Annotated in this window: 17 protein-coding genes and 1 pseudogene; 9 read left to right on the plus strand and 9 right to left on the minus strand. The window is 69.2% G+C overall.

What is annotated here, in order from left to right; all coding sequences use genetic code 11:
* Positions 1-91 precede the first annotated feature (91 nt).
* Together OHT21_RS28575 and OHT21_RS28580 are read left to right on the plus strand one after the other, a co-directional pair.
* The gene (locus OHT21_RS28575; RefSeq protein ID WP_328771160.1) at positions 92-2,953 is read left to right on the plus strand and encodes a bifunctional glycosyltransferase/CDP-glycerol:glycerophosphate glycerophosphotransferase; all 2,862 of its coding nucleotides are present in this window, start codon (positions 92-94) and stop codon (positions 2,951-2,953) included.
* Positions 2,954-2,976: 23 nt separating this feature from the next.
* Positions 2,977-4,077 carry a glycosyltransferase gene (locus OHT21_RS28580; protein WP_328771161.1) on the plus strand — a complete coding sequence of 367 codons (1,101 nt, stop codon included), beginning with the start codon at positions 2,977-2,979 and terminating at the stop codon, positions 4,075-4,077.
* A 44-nt stretch (positions 4,078-4,121) separates the two neighbouring features.
* Here OHT21_RS28580 and OHT21_RS28585 read toward each other — a convergent pair whose 3' ends face one another.
* Both OHT21_RS28585 and OHT21_RS28590 read right to left on the minus strand, forming a co-directional pair.
* On the minus strand, positions 4,122-4,949 hold the full coding sequence (locus OHT21_RS28585) for an ABC transporter ATP-binding protein (protein ID WP_328771162.1): 828 nt from the start codon (positions 4,947-4,949) through the stop codon (positions 4,122-4,124).
* Positions 4,942-5,874 (minus strand): ABC transporter permease, encoded by a 933-nt coding sequence (locus tag OHT21_RS28590; protein ID WP_443050441.1) that lies wholly within the window; start codon positions 5,872-5,874, stop codon positions 4,942-4,944. Before OHT21_RS28590 ends, OHT21_RS28585 begins: the two co-directional genes overlap by 8 nt.
* Positions 5,875-6,029: 155 nt before the next feature.
* On the opposite strand from OHT21_RS28590, the gene OHT21_RS28595 reads away from it, so the two are divergent.
* Complete coding sequence (locus OHT21_RS28595; RefSeq protein ID WP_443050442.1) at positions 6,030-6,701, plus strand: TetR/AcrR family transcriptional regulator; 672 nt, start codon at positions 6,030-6,032, stop codon at positions 6,699-6,701.
* Between the two features lie 138 nt (positions 6,702-6,839).
* Positions 6,840-7,061 carry a hypothetical protein gene (locus OHT21_RS28600; protein ID WP_165345107.1) on the plus strand — a complete coding sequence of 74 codons (222 nt, stop codon included), beginning with the start codon at positions 6,840-6,842 and terminating at the stop codon, positions 7,059-7,061.
* 347 nt (positions 7,062-7,408) lie between these two features.
* Here the strand turns inward: OHT21_RS28600 and OHT21_RS28605 are convergent, their stop codons facing one another.
* From OHT21_RS28605 to OHT21_RS28620, 4 genes and pseudogenes are all read right to left on the minus strand, one after another.
* Positions 7,409-8,029 (minus strand): Rv1733c family protein, encoded by a 621-nt coding sequence (locus OHT21_RS28605; protein ID WP_328771164.1) that lies wholly within the window; start codon positions 8,027-8,029, stop codon positions 7,409-7,411.
* A gap of 35 nt (positions 8,030-8,064) precedes the next feature.
* A pseudogene (locus OHT21_RS28610) lies at positions 8,065-8,280 on the minus strand (hypothetical protein); the annotation flags it as partial.
* Between the two features lie 50 nt (positions 8,281-8,330).
* Positions 8,331-8,702: a TraR/DksA family transcriptional regulator gene (locus tag OHT21_RS28615; protein WP_328771165.1), complete on the minus strand. Its 372-nt coding sequence runs from the start codon at positions 8,700-8,702 to the stop codon at positions 8,331-8,333.
* A gap of 61 nt (positions 8,703-8,763) precedes the next feature.
* Positions 8,764-9,093, minus strand: a complete 330-nt coding sequence (locus OHT21_RS28620; protein WP_328771166.1) for a TraR/DksA family transcriptional regulator — start codon at positions 9,091-9,093, stop codon at positions 8,764-8,766.
* A gap of 358 nt (positions 9,094-9,451) precedes the next feature.
* Between OHT21_RS28620 and OHT21_RS28625 the strand changes: the two genes are divergently transcribed.
* From OHT21_RS28625 to secD, 4 genes are all read left to right on the plus strand, one after another.
* The gene (locus OHT21_RS28625; RefSeq protein ID WP_328771167.1) at positions 9,452-10,438 is read left to right on the plus strand and encodes a HAMP domain-containing sensor histidine kinase; all 987 of its coding nucleotides are present in this window, start codon (positions 9,452-9,454) and stop codon (positions 10,436-10,438) included.
* On the plus strand, positions 10,431-11,090 hold the full coding sequence (locus tag OHT21_RS28630) for a response regulator (protein WP_033326529.1): 660 nt from the start codon (positions 10,431-10,433) through the stop codon (positions 11,088-11,090). The genes OHT21_RS28625 and OHT21_RS28630 overlap by 8 nt, the downstream gene beginning before the upstream one ends.
* 84 nt (positions 11,091-11,174) lie before the next feature.
* On the plus strand, positions 11,175-11,600 hold the full coding sequence (locus OHT21_RS28635; RefSeq protein WP_328771168.1) for a hypothetical protein: 426 nt from the start codon (positions 11,175-11,177) through the stop codon (positions 11,598-11,600).
* Between the two features lie 63 nt (positions 11,601-11,663).
* A complete protein-coding gene (secD, locus tag OHT21_RS28640) occupies positions 11,664-13,952 on the plus strand; it encodes a protein translocase subunit SecD (protein ID WP_328771169.1) in 2,289 nt (762 codons plus the stop codon).
* Positions 13,953-14,160: 208 nt separating this feature from the next.
* On the opposite strand, the gene OHT21_RS28645 is transcribed toward secD, so the two are convergent.
* Positions 14,161-15,093 (minus strand): ADP-ribosylglycohydrolase family protein, encoded by a 933-nt coding sequence (locus tag OHT21_RS28645; protein ID WP_328771170.1) that lies wholly within the window; start codon positions 15,091-15,093, stop codon positions 14,161-14,163.
* A gap of 43 nt (positions 15,094-15,136) precedes the next feature.
* Here OHT21_RS28645 and OHT21_RS28650 point away from each other — a divergent pair, with 43 nt between their 5' ends.
* Positions 15,137-15,901 (plus strand): class I SAM-dependent methyltransferase, encoded by a 765-nt coding sequence (locus OHT21_RS28650; protein WP_328771171.1) that lies wholly within the window; start codon positions 15,137-15,139, stop codon positions 15,899-15,901.
* On the opposite strand, the gene OHT21_RS28655 is transcribed toward OHT21_RS28650, so the two are convergent.
* Together OHT21_RS28655 and OHT21_RS28660 are read right to left on the minus strand one after the other, a co-directional pair.
* Positions 15,888-16,088: a DUF397 domain-containing protein gene (locus tag OHT21_RS28655; RefSeq protein ID WP_328771172.1), complete on the minus strand. Its 201-nt coding sequence runs from the start codon at positions 16,086-16,088 to the stop codon at positions 15,888-15,890. The genes OHT21_RS28650 and OHT21_RS28655 overlap by 14 nt on opposite strands.
* An 11-nt stretch (positions 16,089-16,099) precedes the next feature.
* Positions 16,100-16,951, minus strand: coding sequence for a DUF5753 domain-containing protein (locus tag OHT21_RS28660; protein ID WP_328771173.1), 852 nt, complete (start codon positions 16,949-16,951; stop codon positions 16,100-16,102).
* Positions 16,952-17,123: the final 172 nt, after the last annotated feature.

Here is a 17,123-nt window from a genome sequence, read left to right on the forward strand (position 1 = left end):
CCGCACGCCAGTACGTACGGAGGTCCGCGCGTCGGTACGTACGGCGGTACGTACGAGGACGAGGGCGACCGGGACATTTAGGATCAATGGGGTGAACCTGGATCCGTCCCGGCCGCCCGGCGCCACCGCCGCCGTACCCGACGTCACCGTTGTCGTCATCGTCTACAACGACGCGTCCCGGCTGCCCACGGCCGTCCGCTCCGCGCTGGCGCAGACGCTGCGCGGCGTCGAGGTCGTGATCGTGGACGACCGCAGCACGGACGGCTCGTACGAGACTGCCCGGCGGCTGGCCGCCGAGCATCCCGATCGAGTACGCGCCTACCGGCTCCCGGAGAACAGCGGTGGCTGCGGGGCGCCGCGCAACCACGGCCTCGCGCAGGCACACGGTACGTACGTCGTCTTCCTCGACAGCGACGACGTACTGGAACGCAACGCCTGCCGGAACCTCCTGGAGGCGGCCGAGACCACCGGCGCCGACCTCGTCTCCGGGCTGTGCGTCCGCGTGCATGTGGACGCGCGCGGCCACAAGGAGGTCAAGTGGTACCCCTGGCTGTACGAGCGCACTCGCACCCTGGAGTCGATCGCCGAGCTGCCCGACCTGCTGGTCTTCGACACGCTGTCGACGAACAAGCTCTATCGCCGGGAGTTCCTGCTGGAGCGGGACCTGAGCTTCCCCGTCGGCATTCACTACGAGGACCTGCTCTTCTCGGCGCAGGCCTATGTGGCCGCCGGCCGCATCACCCTGATCCCGAACCGCGTCTACGACTGGAGCGTTGCCGAGAAGTCGGCCGCGAAGTCGATCAGCAACCGGCGTGACGAGATCGCCAACTTCGCACAGCGGATGGAGATCCATCGTCGGGTCGACCAACTGCTCGCGGAGCAGGGGTTGTTGGAGCTGAAGTTCCACAAGGACGTCAAGTTCCTGAAGCACGATCTAGTGCTGCATCTGCGGGACCTGCCGTTCCGGGACGCCGCCAACCGGCGGGAGTTCGCTGCGCTGGCCCGCGACTACCTCGACTCGATCGACCGCGCCGCGTTCGACGAGGTGGAGCCCATCCACGCCATCTGCGCCCTTCTGCTGCGGCGGAGCGACTGGGACCACCTCCTTCCGGCCGTGGACACGCTCACCAACCGCGACAAGATCTCCTCGCCGCTCCTCGAACGCGACGGGCGGATCTACTGGTGCGCCGAGCACCTGGACGACGACTTCGCACGGCGGGCCATGGACGTCACCGAACTCGGCTACCACACCAAGCCGGTCGAGAAGATGTTCCTGCGCAACGCCCTGACCGGCTACACGGAAGCGGCCGGTACGGTCCGTCTCGCCGGGCGCGTCACCAATCCGCTCGGCATCATCCCGCCCGGCGCCCGGCTCACCGCCGAGCTGGAGTTCTACGCCCGCCGCAAGGGCCTGCGCTTCCAGACCTTCCGCTTCCCGGTGGCGACCCTGCGGCACGAAGGCGAGACCATCGCCTGGGAGGCATCGGCGGATCTCGCGCGCGGGCTGCGTCCGCTGGGCATCGTGGACGCCGTATGGGACGTACGCCTCCACCTCGACGTCGACGGCGCCCGCACCACAACCCGGCTCACCGCCCCCGAACCCGGCCTGGCCGGGGGGCAGTTGCCCGTCCGGCCCCGGCTCACCCGCCTCGCCGCCCACCACATCGAGCCCGAGGTCTCCGCGCGCGGCCATCTCTGCTTCCGGCTCGTGTCCCATGAGCAGGTGGACGCGTTCGTCGCGCGCGGCGTGCAGGGGCCGCCGGGCCGGCTCGCCAAGTCCGGCTACCGGAAGGCGAAGGCGGTGCGCAAGAAGCTGACCTCCGGCGACACCAAGATCCGGCTGTACCACGAGGCGTTCAGCCGGCTGCCCGTGAAGAAACGCCTGGTCGTCTTCGAGAGCCACCTGGGCCGGCAGTACAGCGACAGCCCGCGGGCCATCTACGAGGAAATGCGGCGCCAGGGCCTGGAGTTCGAGGCGGTGTGGTCGTACACGGGAAGTCCCACGGGCTTTCCGTCCGATGCCACGCTCGTACGCCGCTGGTCGCTGCCCTATCTCCAGGCGCTGGCCCGCGCCGAGTTCTGGATCGACAACCAGAGCTATCCGCTGAAGCTCACCAAGCGGCCGCAGACCACGTACATCCAGACCTGGCACGGCTCGGCGCTCAAGCGGATGGGCTTCGACGAGCCGGAGTGGAAGCTCAAGTTCCGGCGCGGGCAGGAGGAGCAGCAGCGCACGCTGGACCGTTTCGACCACTTTCTGATCCGTACCGAGCACGACGTCCGCACCCTCGCCCGCGCCTTCCGCCTCAAGGAGAAGACGCTGCTGCGGGTGGGTTATCCGCGCAACGACGCGCTCGTACGAGCCCGCCATGCCACCGAACGACCGCCGCTGGCCGCCGAGTTGGGCATCCCGGAGGACAGAAAGGTCCTGCTGTACGCGCCCACCTTCCGCGGACGCGGCAAAGGCCGCTTCGAGCTGCCCTTCGACGTGGAGCGCTTCGCGGACACCTTCGGCGACCGCTATGTCCTCCTCGTCCGCGCCCACTACCTCCACCACGTGGTGCTCCCGCCGTCCGTGCGGGGCCGCGTCATCGACGTATCGACGCATCACGATGTGACCCCGCTGCTGGCGCTCGCCGACGGCCTGATCACCGACTACTCGTCCGTGATGTTCGACTACGTCCTCCTCGACCGGCCGATGTTCTTCTTCGCGTACGACTACGAGGAGTACGTGTACGAGGGTCGCGGAACCTACTTCGACCTGCTGGAACGGGCACCCGGGCCCGTGGTGCGTACCGAGGACGAACTGCTCGCCGTGGTCGGGTCGTTGGAGAAACAGGTGGTCAAGTACGCGGCGGCGCGGGAGCGGTTCGTGGCGGACTTCGGTGAGTACGACAAGGGGGACGCGGCGCAGAGCGTCGTCGAGCAGTTCTTCTCCCAGTGGAGGTCCTAGTGGAGGTCCCTGTGGAGGCGCGCGTGACGGAGTATCCCGAGCGGGACGTCTTCTTCGTCTCCAACAGCGTCAACGAGCTGGGCGGGGTGACGAGTTGGTCGCACCAGATGGCCCGGCTGTTCACCGGGCGCGGGCATCGTGTGCACGTCGTCGGCATCACTCCGGCCGAGGTCGAGCAGGAGCTGGGCGAACTCCCGTATCCGACCACGACGTTGTACTCCGGACGGCCGCCCCGCCCCGGTCGAGCCCGCCGGGCGAGCATGTGCGAGCAGGCCGCCAGGCTGACGGCGCTGTTCCGGACGGCGCGACCCGGCGCGGTCGTGATCGTCACGCAGGTGTGGGCCATGGAGTGGGTGGAACTGGCCGACATGCGGGGACTGACCGTCATCGGCATGACCCACGAGTCGTACGACTACTCCAGGGCGGCCGGACGTTTCCGGCGCGTCCTCAAGCACTACCGCGACGTCGACCGCCTGCTCGCCCTGACCCGCGACGACGCCGACCTCTGGATCGGCCAGGGCCTCAACAACGTCTCGTACATGCCGAATCCGCTCCCCTTCATGCCCGTCGTCCCCTCCCCGCGCACCGCGAACGTGGTCGTCAGCATGGGCCGCCTGCACGACCAGAAGGGCATCGACATGCTCATCGACACCTGGTCCGAGGTCGCTCCGCAGCACCCTGGCTGGACCTTGCGGATCTACGGTTCCGGCGAGGACGAGGAGCTCCTGAAGAAGCAGTGCACGGCACTCGGGCTCGACAACTGCGTGGAGTGGATGGGGAGTACGGGCAATGCGGCGGACGCGTTGCGCGGCGGCTCGGTCTTCGTCCAGTCTTCGCGGGGTGAGGGTTTCCCGCTCGCTCTGATGGAGGCGATGGCGACGGGCCTGCCGTGCGCCGCGTTCGACTGTGCGCCCGGGGTACGCGAGATCGTCCGCGACGGGGAGGACGGCCTGCTCGCGCGCCTCGGCAACACGGGCGAACTGGCCCGCAGGCTGGGCATGTTGATGTCCGACAAGGAGCTGCGGGACCGGATGGGGGACGCGGCGAGGGCGAACATTCAGCGATACGGGGCGGATGAGGTCGTACGGCGGTGGGAGGAGCTGTTCGCGTTCCTGGAGCGCTGAGGTTCCTGGTGCGCTGAGGGGTACTGGGGCTCCGGACGCTTCCGTCACCGCCTGCCGCTGGTGAATTCCTCGTACGCGGCCAGCACTTCAGAGGTCGGCCCGTCCATGCGGAGCTCCCCGCGTTCAAGCCACAGCACCCGGTCGCACGTATCCCGGATCGACTTGTTGTTGTGGCTGACCAGGAACACCGTGCCCGCATGCTTCCGCAGCTCCCGGATCCGAGCCTCGGACCGCTTCTGGAAGGAGCGATCCCCGGTGGCCAGCGCCTCGTCGATCATCAGCACGTCGTGATCCTTCGCGGCGGCGATCGAGAACCGGAGCCGCGCTGCCATCCCGGAGGAATACGTGCGCATGGGCAACGTAATGAAGTCCCCCTTCTCATTGATCCCCGAGAAGTCGACGATCTCCTCGTACCGCTCACGGATCTGCTCGCGGGACATCCCCATGGCGAGCCCTCCGAGGCGAACGTTGCGCTCACCGGTGAGGTCGTTCATCAGCGCGGCGTTCACGCCGAGCAGGGAGGGCTGGCCGTGCGTGAAGATACGGCCGCGCTCCACAGGCAGCAGCCCCGCGACCGCCTTGAGCAGGGTCGACTTGCCGGACCCGTTCGTGCCGATCAGCCCGATGGCCTCGCGTTTGTACGCGGTGAAGGACACGCTCTTCACGGCGTGCACCTTGCGTACGCCTGCCGCCTGTTCCGTCTTCTTGCCGCGCAGGATGCGATTGAGGGCGGCGGTCGCGGAACCGCGGCCGGCGCCGGTGCCGTTGACCCGGTAGACGATGTCGACGCGGTCGGCGATGACGGTGGGGATCTTCTCGCTGTGCTCAGCGTGGTTCTCCGCGTGCCCAGGGTTCTTCGCGTACTCAGCCACGTCCGTACGTCTCCTCGGCCTTCCAGAAGTAGATGAAGCCGCCGACGCCCGCGAGGAGCGCCCAGCCGATCGCGAGCGGCCACACGTGGTGCGGCAACTGGCTGTGGTGGAAGCTGTCGATCAGTGCGAACCGCATGAGGTCGATATAGATCGCGGCCGGATTGCACTCCAGCGCCAGCAGCACGACGCGCGGCATGTCCTGGTGATCGCTGAGCACCCTGTCGATGCTCCACATGACACCCGAGACGTACATCCAGGTCCGCAGTACGAACGGCATCAGCTGCGCGATGTCGGGGGTCTTCGCCCCCAACCGCGCCATGATCATCGCCACGCCCGCGTTGAACACGAACTGAAGTGCCAAAGCCGGGACCGCCAGCAGCCACGAGGCCGCGACCGGCACCCCGAAGCAGAGCAGGATCACGACCAGCGCCGCCATCGAGAACAGCAACTGCTGGAGCTGTTGCAGCGCGTACGACACCGGCAGCGCGGCCCGCGGAAAGTGCAGCGCCCTGACCAGGCCCAGGTTGCCGGAGATCGCCCGTGTTCCCGCCATGATCGAACTCTGCGTGAACGTCCACACGAACACGCCCGTGACCAGGAACGGGACGTAGTCCGGCACGTCGTGCTTGGTGCCCATCAGCACGCCGAAGATGAAGTAGTAGACCGTCGCGTTCAGCAATGGCGTCGCCACCTGCCAGACCTGCCCGAGCTTCGCCTGGCTGTACTGCGCGGTGAGCTTGGCCGTCGCGAACGCCGTGATGAAGTGCCGCCGCGCCCACAACTGGCGGACGTATGCGGGGAGCGAGGGGCGGGCGCCGCTGACGGTGAGGCCGTAGCGGGCGGCGAGTGCTGCGGGGGCGTCGGCGGCGGGTGGGGTGCCGGGTGGGGTGGGCGCCGGGGGCGCGATGTCGAGGACCTGACTCACGGGCGCTCCTTGCACTTGGCGGCGTTACGTCGCGACGGGACCGTATCGTCGCAACGTGAGCGTAGGTCGATGCGACGTCGAAACGCAACCGTATCGTCGATACGTGACCGTCCTGACGCTTTCGTCGGAACGCAACCGTTTCGTCGAAACGCCTTATGCTCTGCCGCATGACGACGAACCCCGACGGGAAATCCGAGGGACATGCCGACGGAGCCGCCCGGAGCGCCCAGCAGCCGCGCCGAAGGGCTCCAGCCGGGGCGGCCGTGCTCCGCGAGGATGTGACGGAAGCCATCCGGTCGGCCGTCTTCGAGGAACTCGCGGCCGTCGGCTACGCCCGGATGTCTATAGAGGGGATCGCGCGGCGCGCGGGCGTAGGCAAGACGGCGGTCTACCGCCGGTGGCGATCCAAGCTGCACCTGGTACTCGACCAGGTGTCGGCGATCGCGGTACAGGGCTTGCCGGCCCCGGACACCGGCACCCTGGAGGGCGACCTGAGACTGCTCTACGAGGTCACGTCCCGCGCACTCCGCCACCCCGTGGCCTCGCAGATCATCCCCGACCTCCAGGCCGAGGCGGCCCGCAACCCGGAGATCGCGGAGGCCATGCAGAAGGCCCTACGGGAAGGTCAGGAGGGCGTCGCGAGCGGCATCGTCGCGGCGGCCGAGCAGCGCGGCGAGGTCCGTATGGGCATCGACGACGAACTGGCCCTGGACCTCATCTCCGGCCCGCTCTACTGGCGCTCCGTGGTGATCCGCGACCCGAAGCTGCCGAAGGACTACCTGGAGAAACTGACGCGCGCCACGGCGGCGGCGCTGAAGGCGCTGTAGGCGGTGTAGGCGGTGCGGCCCGTGCCGCTGGGCACCCGGTGGCCGGGCGCGCGGCAGCCCGTGTTGCAGACCGGGAGCCGGATCGTTGTCATCCGTGACTCACACCTCGGGCCCGCGCTGGCGCATACTGGTTTCACGATGACGAAGCCTTCCGCGCCCCGGCGCCATCTGCCCACCAGTCCCTTCAAAGCTCCGGTTGCCCCGGTCGCCAAGCACTTCGCTCTGGGCGACCGAGTGTCGCACGACCAGTTCGGCCTGGGCACGATCGTCGGCGTCGAAGACGGCGTCGCGATGCTCGTCGACTTCGGCGCCCGCCAGGCCCGAATCGTCAGCCCCTACACCCGCATGGACAAACTCTGACGAAACCCTGACGGGCTCGTCAGCAACGCTCGCCGCGGAGTGGGACCGCCGTCCCGCCCGCGGCGAACGTGTCTCTGCGCATGCAGCTGCAGAGCCAGTTGCTCGGCCGGCCCCACGGCACGAGCAGCTCGTCTGCACGAGGCGGAACGGATCTCTCAGGCGGAAGTGATCCAGCCTCAGACGGCGGTCGGGTGGCGCCGGGTAGTGCAGCCGGCGCAGGCACCCGGCATCGTCGCGGAACGGGGCGACGTACTCGAGCGCGTAGGTCACGTCGTGCAGGCGTGGTGCCGGGCGAGCGAAGTCCCAGTCGATGACTCCCACCGGCTGATTCCCCCAGGGAGCGGCTGTCATGTTGATGTCGTCCAGCGGGGTGCGGTCTGGGCCCATGCCTTGTCCCAGTCGGCCAGGCGTCGCCGGTCCAGTGCGCGGGCGGCCGCGGCGTAGGCGAGCGCTCCGGCAAGGAGCACTCCTGCACCGGCTACGCCGGCCGAGCCGAGGGTGCGGCTGCGGATCTGCTCGGCGGTCCAGGGCGGGTCGATGATTTTTCCGCTGTCGGTGGTCCACACCTGGACAGTGCTCTTGGCGGGCAGGCCGGGCCGTACTTCGGTCGTGGTGGTTCGGGAGTGTCCGGTGGGGTCGGTGAAGCGGACCTTGACCGGGTAGCGCGTGTGCCGGTCTTCCTGCGATCCGGGTTCGGGGTGGCGGGGGGCGTCGTGGAGCAGGACGGCCGGGGTGCGGTGTCGTGACTGGGCCTGTTCGTCGGCGGTCTGCTGCAAGGAGCGGTGCACGATGGTGCCCACCAGCACCATGGCCAGCGGGGTGGCGGCCAGCACGGCCAGGGTCAGAGCAAGCCCGATCCATGCCTGCACCAGGTCGGTGGGGCGGCGCAGGGGGTTGCGCCGCCATCGCCACAGTCTGGTGGGGCGCGGGGCGGGGGATGGCCGGGCGTGCGGTATCTCGTCGGTCACGTCGCCTCTCTCCTTCGATGCCGAAGAGGCCGGTGCCTGCTGATGCAGGGAATGCGGGGGCCCAGAAGACGCAGCAGCATCCGGGCGGTGCCCTCGGGGTCGACGATGGTGCCGCGCTGGATGGGGCGGTAGCCTGGGGCGCCCTCGAAGGTGATGGTGGGGACGTCGAGGATGATCCCGCGGCCGGGTACCCAGGCGCGGGTGCGGGAGCTGCCCAGGTCGAGGGCGATCCCGGGACACCGTCGGCACACCGGCCAGGTGGTGGGGCCATCGGCGGGTGCGAACTACACGGACATACCCGTCACCGTCCTGCTTCTCGGAGCTGGTGGCAGCGGCCGCAGTAGCGGGCTTGCGGCACGATCTTCAGGCGTGCCAGGGCGATGGGCTGGGCGCACAGGTGGCACCTGCCGTAGCGGCCCTGGTCCATCCGCTGAAGTGCCGCTTCCACATCGGAGAGGACCATGCGGGCGGAGGCGGCGAGCTTGACGTGGACCTCGAGCTGTGAGGCGGACTGCCGCCCGCGTATCCGCTCGGCCCGCGTCTGGGACGGCGCTGCGATCTGCCGCAGCTGCTCCTCGCGGAACAGGCGCTGCTCATGCAGGCTCTCGCGGAGCCCGGCGAGATCCTCGGGGCGCAGGCCCGCGTTGTCGGCGCCGATGACCTGGTTGTTCACTTCCTCATGCCTCCACACAGGGGAAAAGGAACTCGCTCCACATACCGCCGGCTGTCTGCGATCAGGTGGTTCGGCTCTGGCATCCGACGCAGCAGCGCGTGTACGGCAGGATCTCCAGTCGTTCGACGGGGATGGGCTGGGCACAGTCCTGGCAGATGCCGTACGTGCTGTCCTCGATGCGCTGGAAGGCGGCGTCGATTTCTTTCAGCACGCGCTGCAAGGCGTCCTTCTGTACGGCCATGAGGTGGTCGTTCGTCTCGGGTCCGGCCTCTTCGATCGCGGTGAGCTGGACGAGCCGCGAGGCGCGCTCATGCTCAAGACGCTGCCGGGCCTCATGCGCCGTCAGACGTTCAGGGCCGGATTCGCGGCGGGCGGCGGTGTCGAGTGGCATGGAAAGCAGTCCCTTCGAACGGGGCGGTGACCATGGACCAGTCCGCGGCATCCCGGAGGCCACGGTGGGCTGCGTGCCGCAGCTGTCTGCGGACGTATTGGTGGGGCGGCCGTCTGGTTCATGTCTCCACCCTGGTCCGCCGGGTCAGGGGAAGCCATCGGCCACAGCACCCATCTACAGGGGGCTAGGTGATGCAGGCGCCAGGGGAGATGGGTGTTGTACCCCATCGACACGCTCATCGCGCCGCAGGCAGGCTGACCCTGGGCGGCGAGCAAGCCTGGTGATGCGCGGCGGGGAACCCGTGCCCGCCTGACGGATAGTGGTGACGGGGCGTATTCCGAGGGAGGCTCAACGGGTTGTGTCGTTGTTCTGGCGGATCTTCGGGCTCAACGCCGTGGTGCTCGGTACCGCCACGGCGCTGCTGCTGTGGGCACCGGTGACCGTCTCGGTGCCGGTGCTGCTGACCGAGGCGGTGATCCTGGTCGGCGGCCTGATCGTCATGCTGGTGGCCAACGCCGCCCTGCTGCGTATCGGGCTGGCTCCGCTGGACCGCCTCACGAGGCTGATGACCAGGGTGGACCTGCTGCGCCCGGGCCAGCGCCTGCCGGTGACCGGCCACGGCGGGGTGGCCGAGCTGATCCGCACCTTCAACGCCATGCTCGACCGGCTGGAGGCCGAACGCGCCACGAGCAGCGCCCGCGCCCTGTCCGCCCAGGAATCCGAGCGGCAGCGCATCGCCCAGGAACTCCACGACGAGGTCGGGCAGAGCCTCACCGCGGTCCTGCTGGGACTCAAGCGAGCAGCCGACCAGGCCCCCGAGCCCCTGCGCGCCGAACTGCAGCAGGTGCAGGAGACCACCCGCGAAAGCCTCGACGAAGTACGCCGGCTCGCGCGCCGGCTGCGCCCCGGCGTCCTGGAGGATCTGGGCCTGATCAGCGCGCTGACAGCACTGACCAACGACTTCGCCACCCACACAGGCCTGAAGATCACACGCCACTTCGCCGCTGACCTGCCGCCTCTTGACCCGCAGACCGAACTGGTGCTCTACCGGGTGGCGCAGGAAGCGCTGACCAACGTCGCCCGCCACGCCGAAGCCGAACGCATCGAGCTGAGGCTGCGGCGAACCGCCGGTGCCGTGGTGCTGGGCATCAGTGACGACGGCCGAGGCATCGGTATCGCCCGGGAAGGTGCCGGGATCCGCGGCATGCGCGAACGCGCCCTGCTCATCGGCGCCACGCTCGAGATCGACACCGGCACCACCGGTGGCACGCACGTGGCCCTGTCCGCACCCACCGCTGAGAAACCCGTGCCCACCGCAGAGGAAGAGGACGCCGATCATGGCTGACCAGGCCCCGATCCGGATCTTGCTCGCCGATGACCATGCCCTGGTCCGCCGTGGGGTGCGGCTCATTCTCGACGGTGAACCAGACCTTGAGGTCGTCGCCGAGGCCGGCGACGGCGCGGAAGCCATCGCCCTGGCCCGCACGCACGAAGTGGACCTGGCCGTCCTGGATGTCGCCATGCCGCGCATGACGGGACTGCAGGCCGCACGGGAACTGTCGTCCCGCCAACCGCAGCTGCGGATCCTGATGCTGACGATGTACGACAACGAGCAGTACTTCTTCGAGGCACTCAAAGCCGGAGCCTGCGGCTACGTACTGAAGTCGGTGGCCGACCGCGATCTGGTCGCCGCGTGCCGAGCCGCCATGCGCGGCGAGCCGTTCCTCTACCCAGGAGCGGTCACCGCCCTCATCCGCAACTACCTCGACCGCGTCCGGCGTGGCGAGGAGGTCCCGGACCGTGTGCTGACCGCCCGGGAGGAGGAGGTCCTCAAACTCGTCGCCGAGGGCCATTCCTCCAAGGAGATCGCGGAGACGCTGTTCATCAGTGTCAAGACCGTGCAGCGCCATCGGGCGAACCTGCTGCACAAGCTCGGTCTGCGCGACCGCCTGGAGTTGACCCGCTATGCCATCCGGGCCGGCCTGATCGAACCCTGAGCCGCCCGCACTTCGCGAAACCTTGCCCCCGGTTTCACGTGCCGGATCAGGGTATGACGACAGAGCCCGAGAAGGAGGCGGCGTATGGCCCAGCTCCGTCGCGCCGCCGCTCCATGCGGCTGTTCACGCCGCGCAGACACCGCCGGCAGGCTGCTGCCCGTACTGGTCGCCCTCCTTGGCCTTCTGACCATTCTCGGCACCGCCGCCCCCGCCTCTCCCAGCGGCGTAACGACTTCGATCCCCGCGGTGGCCCAGGGAAGCGGCGGCAGTACCACCCCGCACACCGACGACACGTGCACCACGACCTGGGGTGTCCCGGCGCGAGTATCCCGGGACACCACCGCTGAGCGGCACGCTCCGCCGACCGGGGGCACGCCCGTCCCCCGATGCCCCGTGCTGCCGAGCCCCGAGCCGGGGGCGCTGTCGGCGCCCGCGCCCGAGGCGGCCGGACCTCCTGAGCACACCGTGCGGCACAGCGGGCGAGCGCCACCGTCTCCAGTCGGCCTCTGACATCTCCCCTTGTCTTCTCCCGCGCCGCCCCAGGCGGCCGCGGTATGCCTGCTGGAGGCACTCTTGACGCGCGCCACGCGTGTACGGGCGTTCTTCGCCCTCGCTGTTCTCGCCCTGTCGCTCTACATCGCCGCAGCCGTACCGGTCCGCCTCGGCCTCGACCTGCGCGGCGGAACCCAGATCGTGCTGGAAACCCATGACTCGCCGACCGCCGAGGCAGACTCGGCAGCGACCGATCGCACCCTGGAGGTACTGCGCCGCCGCGTCGACGCACTCGGCGTCGCCGAGCCCTCCATCGCCCGTTCCGGGGACAACCGGATCATCGTCGAACTGCCCGGTCTGCAGGACCCGCGCGAGGCCGCCGACGTCCTGGGCCGTACCGCACAGCTCACCTTCCACCCCGTGCTCGGCATCGCCGAACCGGGACAGGCACCGACCGAGCGGCCGGAGGAACGCGTCCGGCCCGACGAATCCGGACAGCGGCTGCGCCTGGGGCCCTCCGCGTTGACGGGAGCCGACGTCGACGGCGCCGAAGCGCGGATCGACCAGCAGGGCGTGGGCGGTTGGTTCGTCAGCGTCGACTTCAAAGACGCGGGCGCGGACGGCTGGGCGGATCTGACCGGTGCGGCAGCCTGCGCCCCGGCCGGCGATCCCACGCGCCGCGTCGCCATCGTGCTGGACGACAAGGTCATCTCCTCCCCGCAGGTCGACCCCTCGGTCGCCTGTCGCACCGGCATCACCGGCGGCAGCACCCAGATCACCGGCTCCTTCAGCCAGTCAGAGGCCCGGGAACTGGCCCTGCTCATCAACGGCGGTGCACTTCCGGTGCCGGTCGAGACCGTCGAACAGCGCACCGTCGGCCCCACGTTGGGAGCTCAGGCCATCCGGGCCAGCGCGCAGGCCGCAGTCATCGGCACCGTGCTGACCTCCCTGTTCCTCATCGCCGTCTACCGGCTCATGGGCACGCTGGCCGTCCTGGCACTGGCCTGCTACGGACTGATCTCCTACGCCGCCCTCGCCGCCCTGGGTGCCACGTTGACCCTGCCCGGGCTCGCCGGGTTCGTCCTCGCCATCGGCATGGCGGTCGACGCCAACGTCCTCGTCTTCGAACGCGCCCGCGAGGAATACACCACCCGCCGCCGCAAGAGCCTGCGCTCCGCCCTGACGGCCGGGTTTCGCAACGCATTCAGCGCCATCGCCGACTCCAACATCACCACCCTCATCGCCGCCGGGCTGCTGTTCTTCCTCGCCTCCGGCCCCGTGCGCGGTTTCGGCGTCACCCTGGGCATCGGCGTCCTCGCCTCCATGCTCAGCGCCCTGGTGATCACCCGCGTCCTTGCCGACTTCGCCGTCGCCCGCCGCGCGGTACGACGACATCCCCGCCTCACCGGTATCGCCGGCACCGGCACCGTCCGCGACTGGCTCTCCCGCCGCAGCCCGGACCTGATGCGCCACCGGCGCCGCTGGCTGGCCCTGTCCGCCGCGGCCCTCGTCCTGGCCACCTCCGGGATCGCGGTGCGCGGGCTGAACTTCGGCGTGGAGTTCACCGGCGGCCGGCTCATCGAGTACTCCACCAGCGCACCGGTGTCCGCCGACCGGGCCCGGGATGCCCTGGCCGACGCGGGCTTCCCTCGCGCCGTCGTCCAGACCTCCGGGGAAGGCGCCCTGACCGTGCGTACCGACAAGCTCTCGAATGCCGAGGAAGCCCGGATCACCGAGACGATCGACGACCTCGCCGGCACCGCGGAGAAAACACGGGACGAACTGATCGGGCCCAGCCTGGGCGCAGAGCTGCGCCGCGGCGCCGTCATCGCCCTCGCAGTGGCTCTCGCCGCCCAGCTGCTCTACCTCGCCGTCCGCTTCCGCTGGACGTTCGGCACCGCAGCGGTCGCCGCCATGGCACACGACGCGCTCATCCTCAGCGGCGTTTTCGCCTGGCTGGGCAAGCCCATCGACGGGGTTTTCCTGGCCGCCCTGCTCACCGTCATCGGCTACTCGGTCAACGACTCCGTCGTCGTCTTCGACCGCATCAGGGAACTGTGGGCGGGCAGGAAGACCGCGGCCGCGCCGCGTAAGACACCCTTCGTACACGTCACCAACACCGCGATCCTGCAGACGGTTCCGCGCACCATCAACACCGGCATGGGCGCGGCGTTCATCCTGTGCGCGCTCGCCCTGCTGGGCGGGGACTCCCTGACCGACTTCGCCCTCGCCCTGCTCATCGGCATCGTCGTCGGCACCTACTCCTCGATGTTCACCGCAGCGCCGCTGGCCGTCGAACTCCACTCCCGCAGCACTCCGCCACCAGGGAGCCTTCCGCCGAGCGGACCTCAGAGCGCAGAGACGCCCTGATGCAGCGCATGCGGCGGAAACAACGCGGTCTTCGACGGGGCGTATGACGACATGTGACCCGGCCGGCGACGGGCGGCCGGAGAATCCTTCACACCTCAGTGAGACGGGATCACGAGTAGGACGATCTTGTCGGGCGGGTGTGATCACGGTGCCGGAAACGCACGGCTGAGCAGCCGTGCGAGGCGTTGCCGCATTTCCGCATCCGCGGCTACCGAGCCAACCGCTCCGCCAGCCCCACCAACTCCGCCGCCCGCAGCACCCGCCCGTCGAACCCCGGCAGCGGCACATGTAACGGCTCGGTCCACCGCGACGGGACGGCGTCCGCCCCGTACACCGCCCCCGCGAGCCCACCCGTGACCGCCGCCACGGTGTCGGTGTCCCCGCCCAGATCGACGGCGGCCCGCACGGCGTCCTCGTACGAATCGGTCGTACGCAGCGCCCAGACGGCCGACCCGAGGCAAGGCCAAACGGCACCGTTGAATTCCGTCGCCTGATCGGGATGCCAGTCCGGCGCGAGGACCACCGCATACCGTGCCCGGTGATCCGGGTGTACGAGATCCAGGGTGCCCGGCAGCGCATCGAGCGGGTCGCTCCCGGTAAGAGCCACCCGGACCAGTTCGTGGAAGAGCGCCGTCCCCTCCCAGGCCGCCCGGTCGCCGTGGGTGAGCGCGGCGATGCGACGGCCGGCGTCCATCATGGCCTCCGTACCGCCGCCCGCGAAGTACACGGCGGATGTGGCCGCCCGCATCAACGCCCCGTTCCCTGCGGCCCGTTGGTTGCCCTGGAAGTGGAGCGCGGCGGCGAAGTCCCAGGCCTCTCCACTGGTGAGTACGTCCTCGGTCTGCAACCCGATGTCCTTGGGCTCGGACACCGCCCAACGCTGGAACCGCCGGAAGAGGTCGGGCAGTTCGAGCCCGCCACAATCCAGGAGTGACTCCCCAACGAGCACGGCCATCTGCGTGTCGTCGGTGGCTTCGCCGGGGTCCCAGCCGCCGCCTCCGCACATCTCGCCGCCGCCACCGGGCACCGGAAACCAAGCCGAGAACGCCCCTTCGGGCCCGAACTCGAAGGGCGCGCCCAGGGCGTCCCCGACGGCGGAGCCGAGTACGGCCCCGACGCCACGCTGGACAAGATCGGTCACGACGGCAGCGTACTGGCGGAGGTCGCGGGGTTAGCGTGAGGGCATGACCGAGTCCCCCGTGGCGCACTTTTACGACCAGCTCGCCGACGACTACCACCTGATCTACGCCGACTGGGACGCCAGTGTGGTCCGGCAGGGCGGCAGCCTGGACACGATCATCCGGGCGAGGCTGGGGGAGGGGGCCAGGGCTGTCCTGGACTGCGCGTGCGGGATCGGTACGCAGGCCATCGGGCTGGCCCTGCGGGGGCATCGGGTCACCGGCAGCGACATCAGCAGGGCGGCGGTCGGCCGGGCGGTGCGGGAGGCGGCCGCGCGGGGAGTGCGGCTTCCGGCAGTCGTGGCTGACATGCGCCAACTCCCTTTCAATGACGGTCAGTTCGACGTCGTCGTGTGTGCCGACAACTCGCTTCCCCATCTGCTCACCGAGGAGAACGTCTGTACCGCCCTGGCCGCCATGCGACGCGTCCTCCGCAACGGCGGCCTGCTCCTGCTCAGCACTCGCCCCTACGACGAGATCCTCGCCTCCCGCCCCGCCGCCACCCCACCGAGCGTGTCCTGGACCGAGGTCGGCCGGACCATCGGCTTCCAGCTCTGGGACTGGCACGACGACGGAGAGCACTACGACTTGGAGCACTTCCAGCTCGTACCGGACGGGGACGACTGGTATGTCCGAGTGCGGCGCGTCACGTACTGGGCGCTTGGCCAGCGGCAGTTGACGCGGTTCGTCACCGACGCGGGCTTCTCCGAGGTCAGTTGGGAGAGCCCTGAAAGCAGTGGCTTCTTCCAGCCTGTCCTCATCGCGAGGTGAGGTGCCCGGCCTTGAGGGTTGAGAGGAGGGCGCGCAGGGGAGCGGGGGCCGTGGTGAGGAAGGTTGTTGGGCGTTCGCTTTCGCGGAGGCGTATCGCAGTATCCTCGGCGGCGGCGAGTTCGACGCAGTCCTCGCCCGAACCGCCGCCTGAGAACGACGACTTCTGCCAGGTGAGAGGAGTGGACAAGAGGGCGCCTTTCAGAGTTCCTGGAGGATCCGGGTGATGAAGTCCCGGGAGCGTCCCGGTTCGAGAGCCGTGGATACGATCCTGTCGTAGCGTTTCCGGTACTGCTTGAGCCGCGGCTCGCTGTCGAGGAACTCGCCGCCGTGCGCGGTGTCCAGTTGGACTGTGTCGAGCTGGGGCACCAGACCGCGCACGTAGAGCATGGAGTGCCCTGCTCCGGCGAAATCCTCGGTGGCGAAGGGCAGAACACGCACGGTCACGTTATCCAGGTCCGAGAGCTCCAGCAGGTGTTCAAGCTGGGCGCGGGTCGTCTTCCGGCCGCCCACAAGGATGCGCAGGGCAGCTTCGTGGATGACCGCCTCGTACGGGGTGGCACGTTCACCGGTGATGATCTGCTGCCGTCGGGAGCGGAACGCGACGTGTGCGTCCAGGTCGTCCTGCGGCCAGTCCGGAGACACGTAGCGGAACATGGCCCGCATGTGATCCTCGATCTGGAACAGGCCCGGGACGTGCGCCATTTGGAAGGTCTGGACACCCTCGGCGTGCTGTTCCAACTCGGCCAGGTTCAGTCCCGAAGGGGCGACGATGCCTCGGTACTCCTCCCACCACCCTTTTCCGCGCTCGGCAGCCATGGCGACCAAGGCGTCTACGTACGCGGCGTCATCGCACGCGCAGTGGGCGGCGAGGCGCCGGAGCCTGTCTTCGCTGATGCCGCTGCGTCCGGTCTCGACGTGGCTCTGATGCATGGGGTTCGAGCCGAGCAGCGCGGCAGCGGCGCGTGCGGAGATCCCCGCGTGTTCGCGCATCTTGCGGAGTTCGGCACCCAGGCGCTCTTGTCGGGCCGTGGGATTGCTCCTTGGCGGCATCGCCCCTTCTTCCTGGTTGCTCCGCTGAACTAGTTTGCCGCGCGCCAGCATGGCATGGGCACGAGAGCCGTCACCAATTCGTGGCTATAGGTTGCTCCGGTTATAGGTTGTCCCCTACCTTCAGTGCTGAAGCCGACACGCTGCGTTGCGTCAGTGTTTGGCTGCTCAACTC

It is taken from the genome of Streptomyces sp. NBC_00286, from assembly GCF_036173125.1.
In the GTDB taxonomy this organism is placed as follows: domain Bacteria; phylum Actinomycetota; class Actinomycetes; order Streptomycetales; family Streptomycetaceae; genus Streptomyces.

Coding starts and splice junctions, on each gene's coding strand:
- OHT21_RS28595 (WP_443050442.1), top strand. CDS start 6,030: ATGCTCTGCCGCATGACGACGAACCCCGACGGGAAATCCGAGGGACAT.
- OHT21_RS28600 (WP_165345107.1), top strand. CDS start 6,840: ATGACGAAGCCTTCCGCGCCCCGGCGCCATCTGCCCACCAGTCCCTTC.
- OHT21_RS28620 (WP_328771166.1), bottom strand. CDS start 9,093: ATGCCACTCGACACCGCCGCCCGCCGCGAATCCGGCCCTGAACGTCTG.
- OHT21_RS28630 (WP_033326529.1), top strand. CDS start 10,431: ATGGCTGACCAGGCCCCGATCCGGATCTTGCTCGCCGATGACCATGCC.
- OHT21_RS28635 (WP_328771168.1), top strand. CDS start 11,175: ATGGCCCAGCTCCGTCGCGCCGCCGCTCCATGCGGCTGTTCACGCCGC.
- OHT21_RS28650 (WP_328771171.1), top strand. CDS start 15,137: ATGACCGAGTCCCCCGTGGCGCACTTTTACGACCAGCTCGCCGACGAC.
- OHT21_RS28660 (WP_328771173.1), bottom strand. CDS start 16,951: ATGCCGCCAAGGAGCAATCCCACGGCCCGACAAGAGCGCCTGGGTGCC.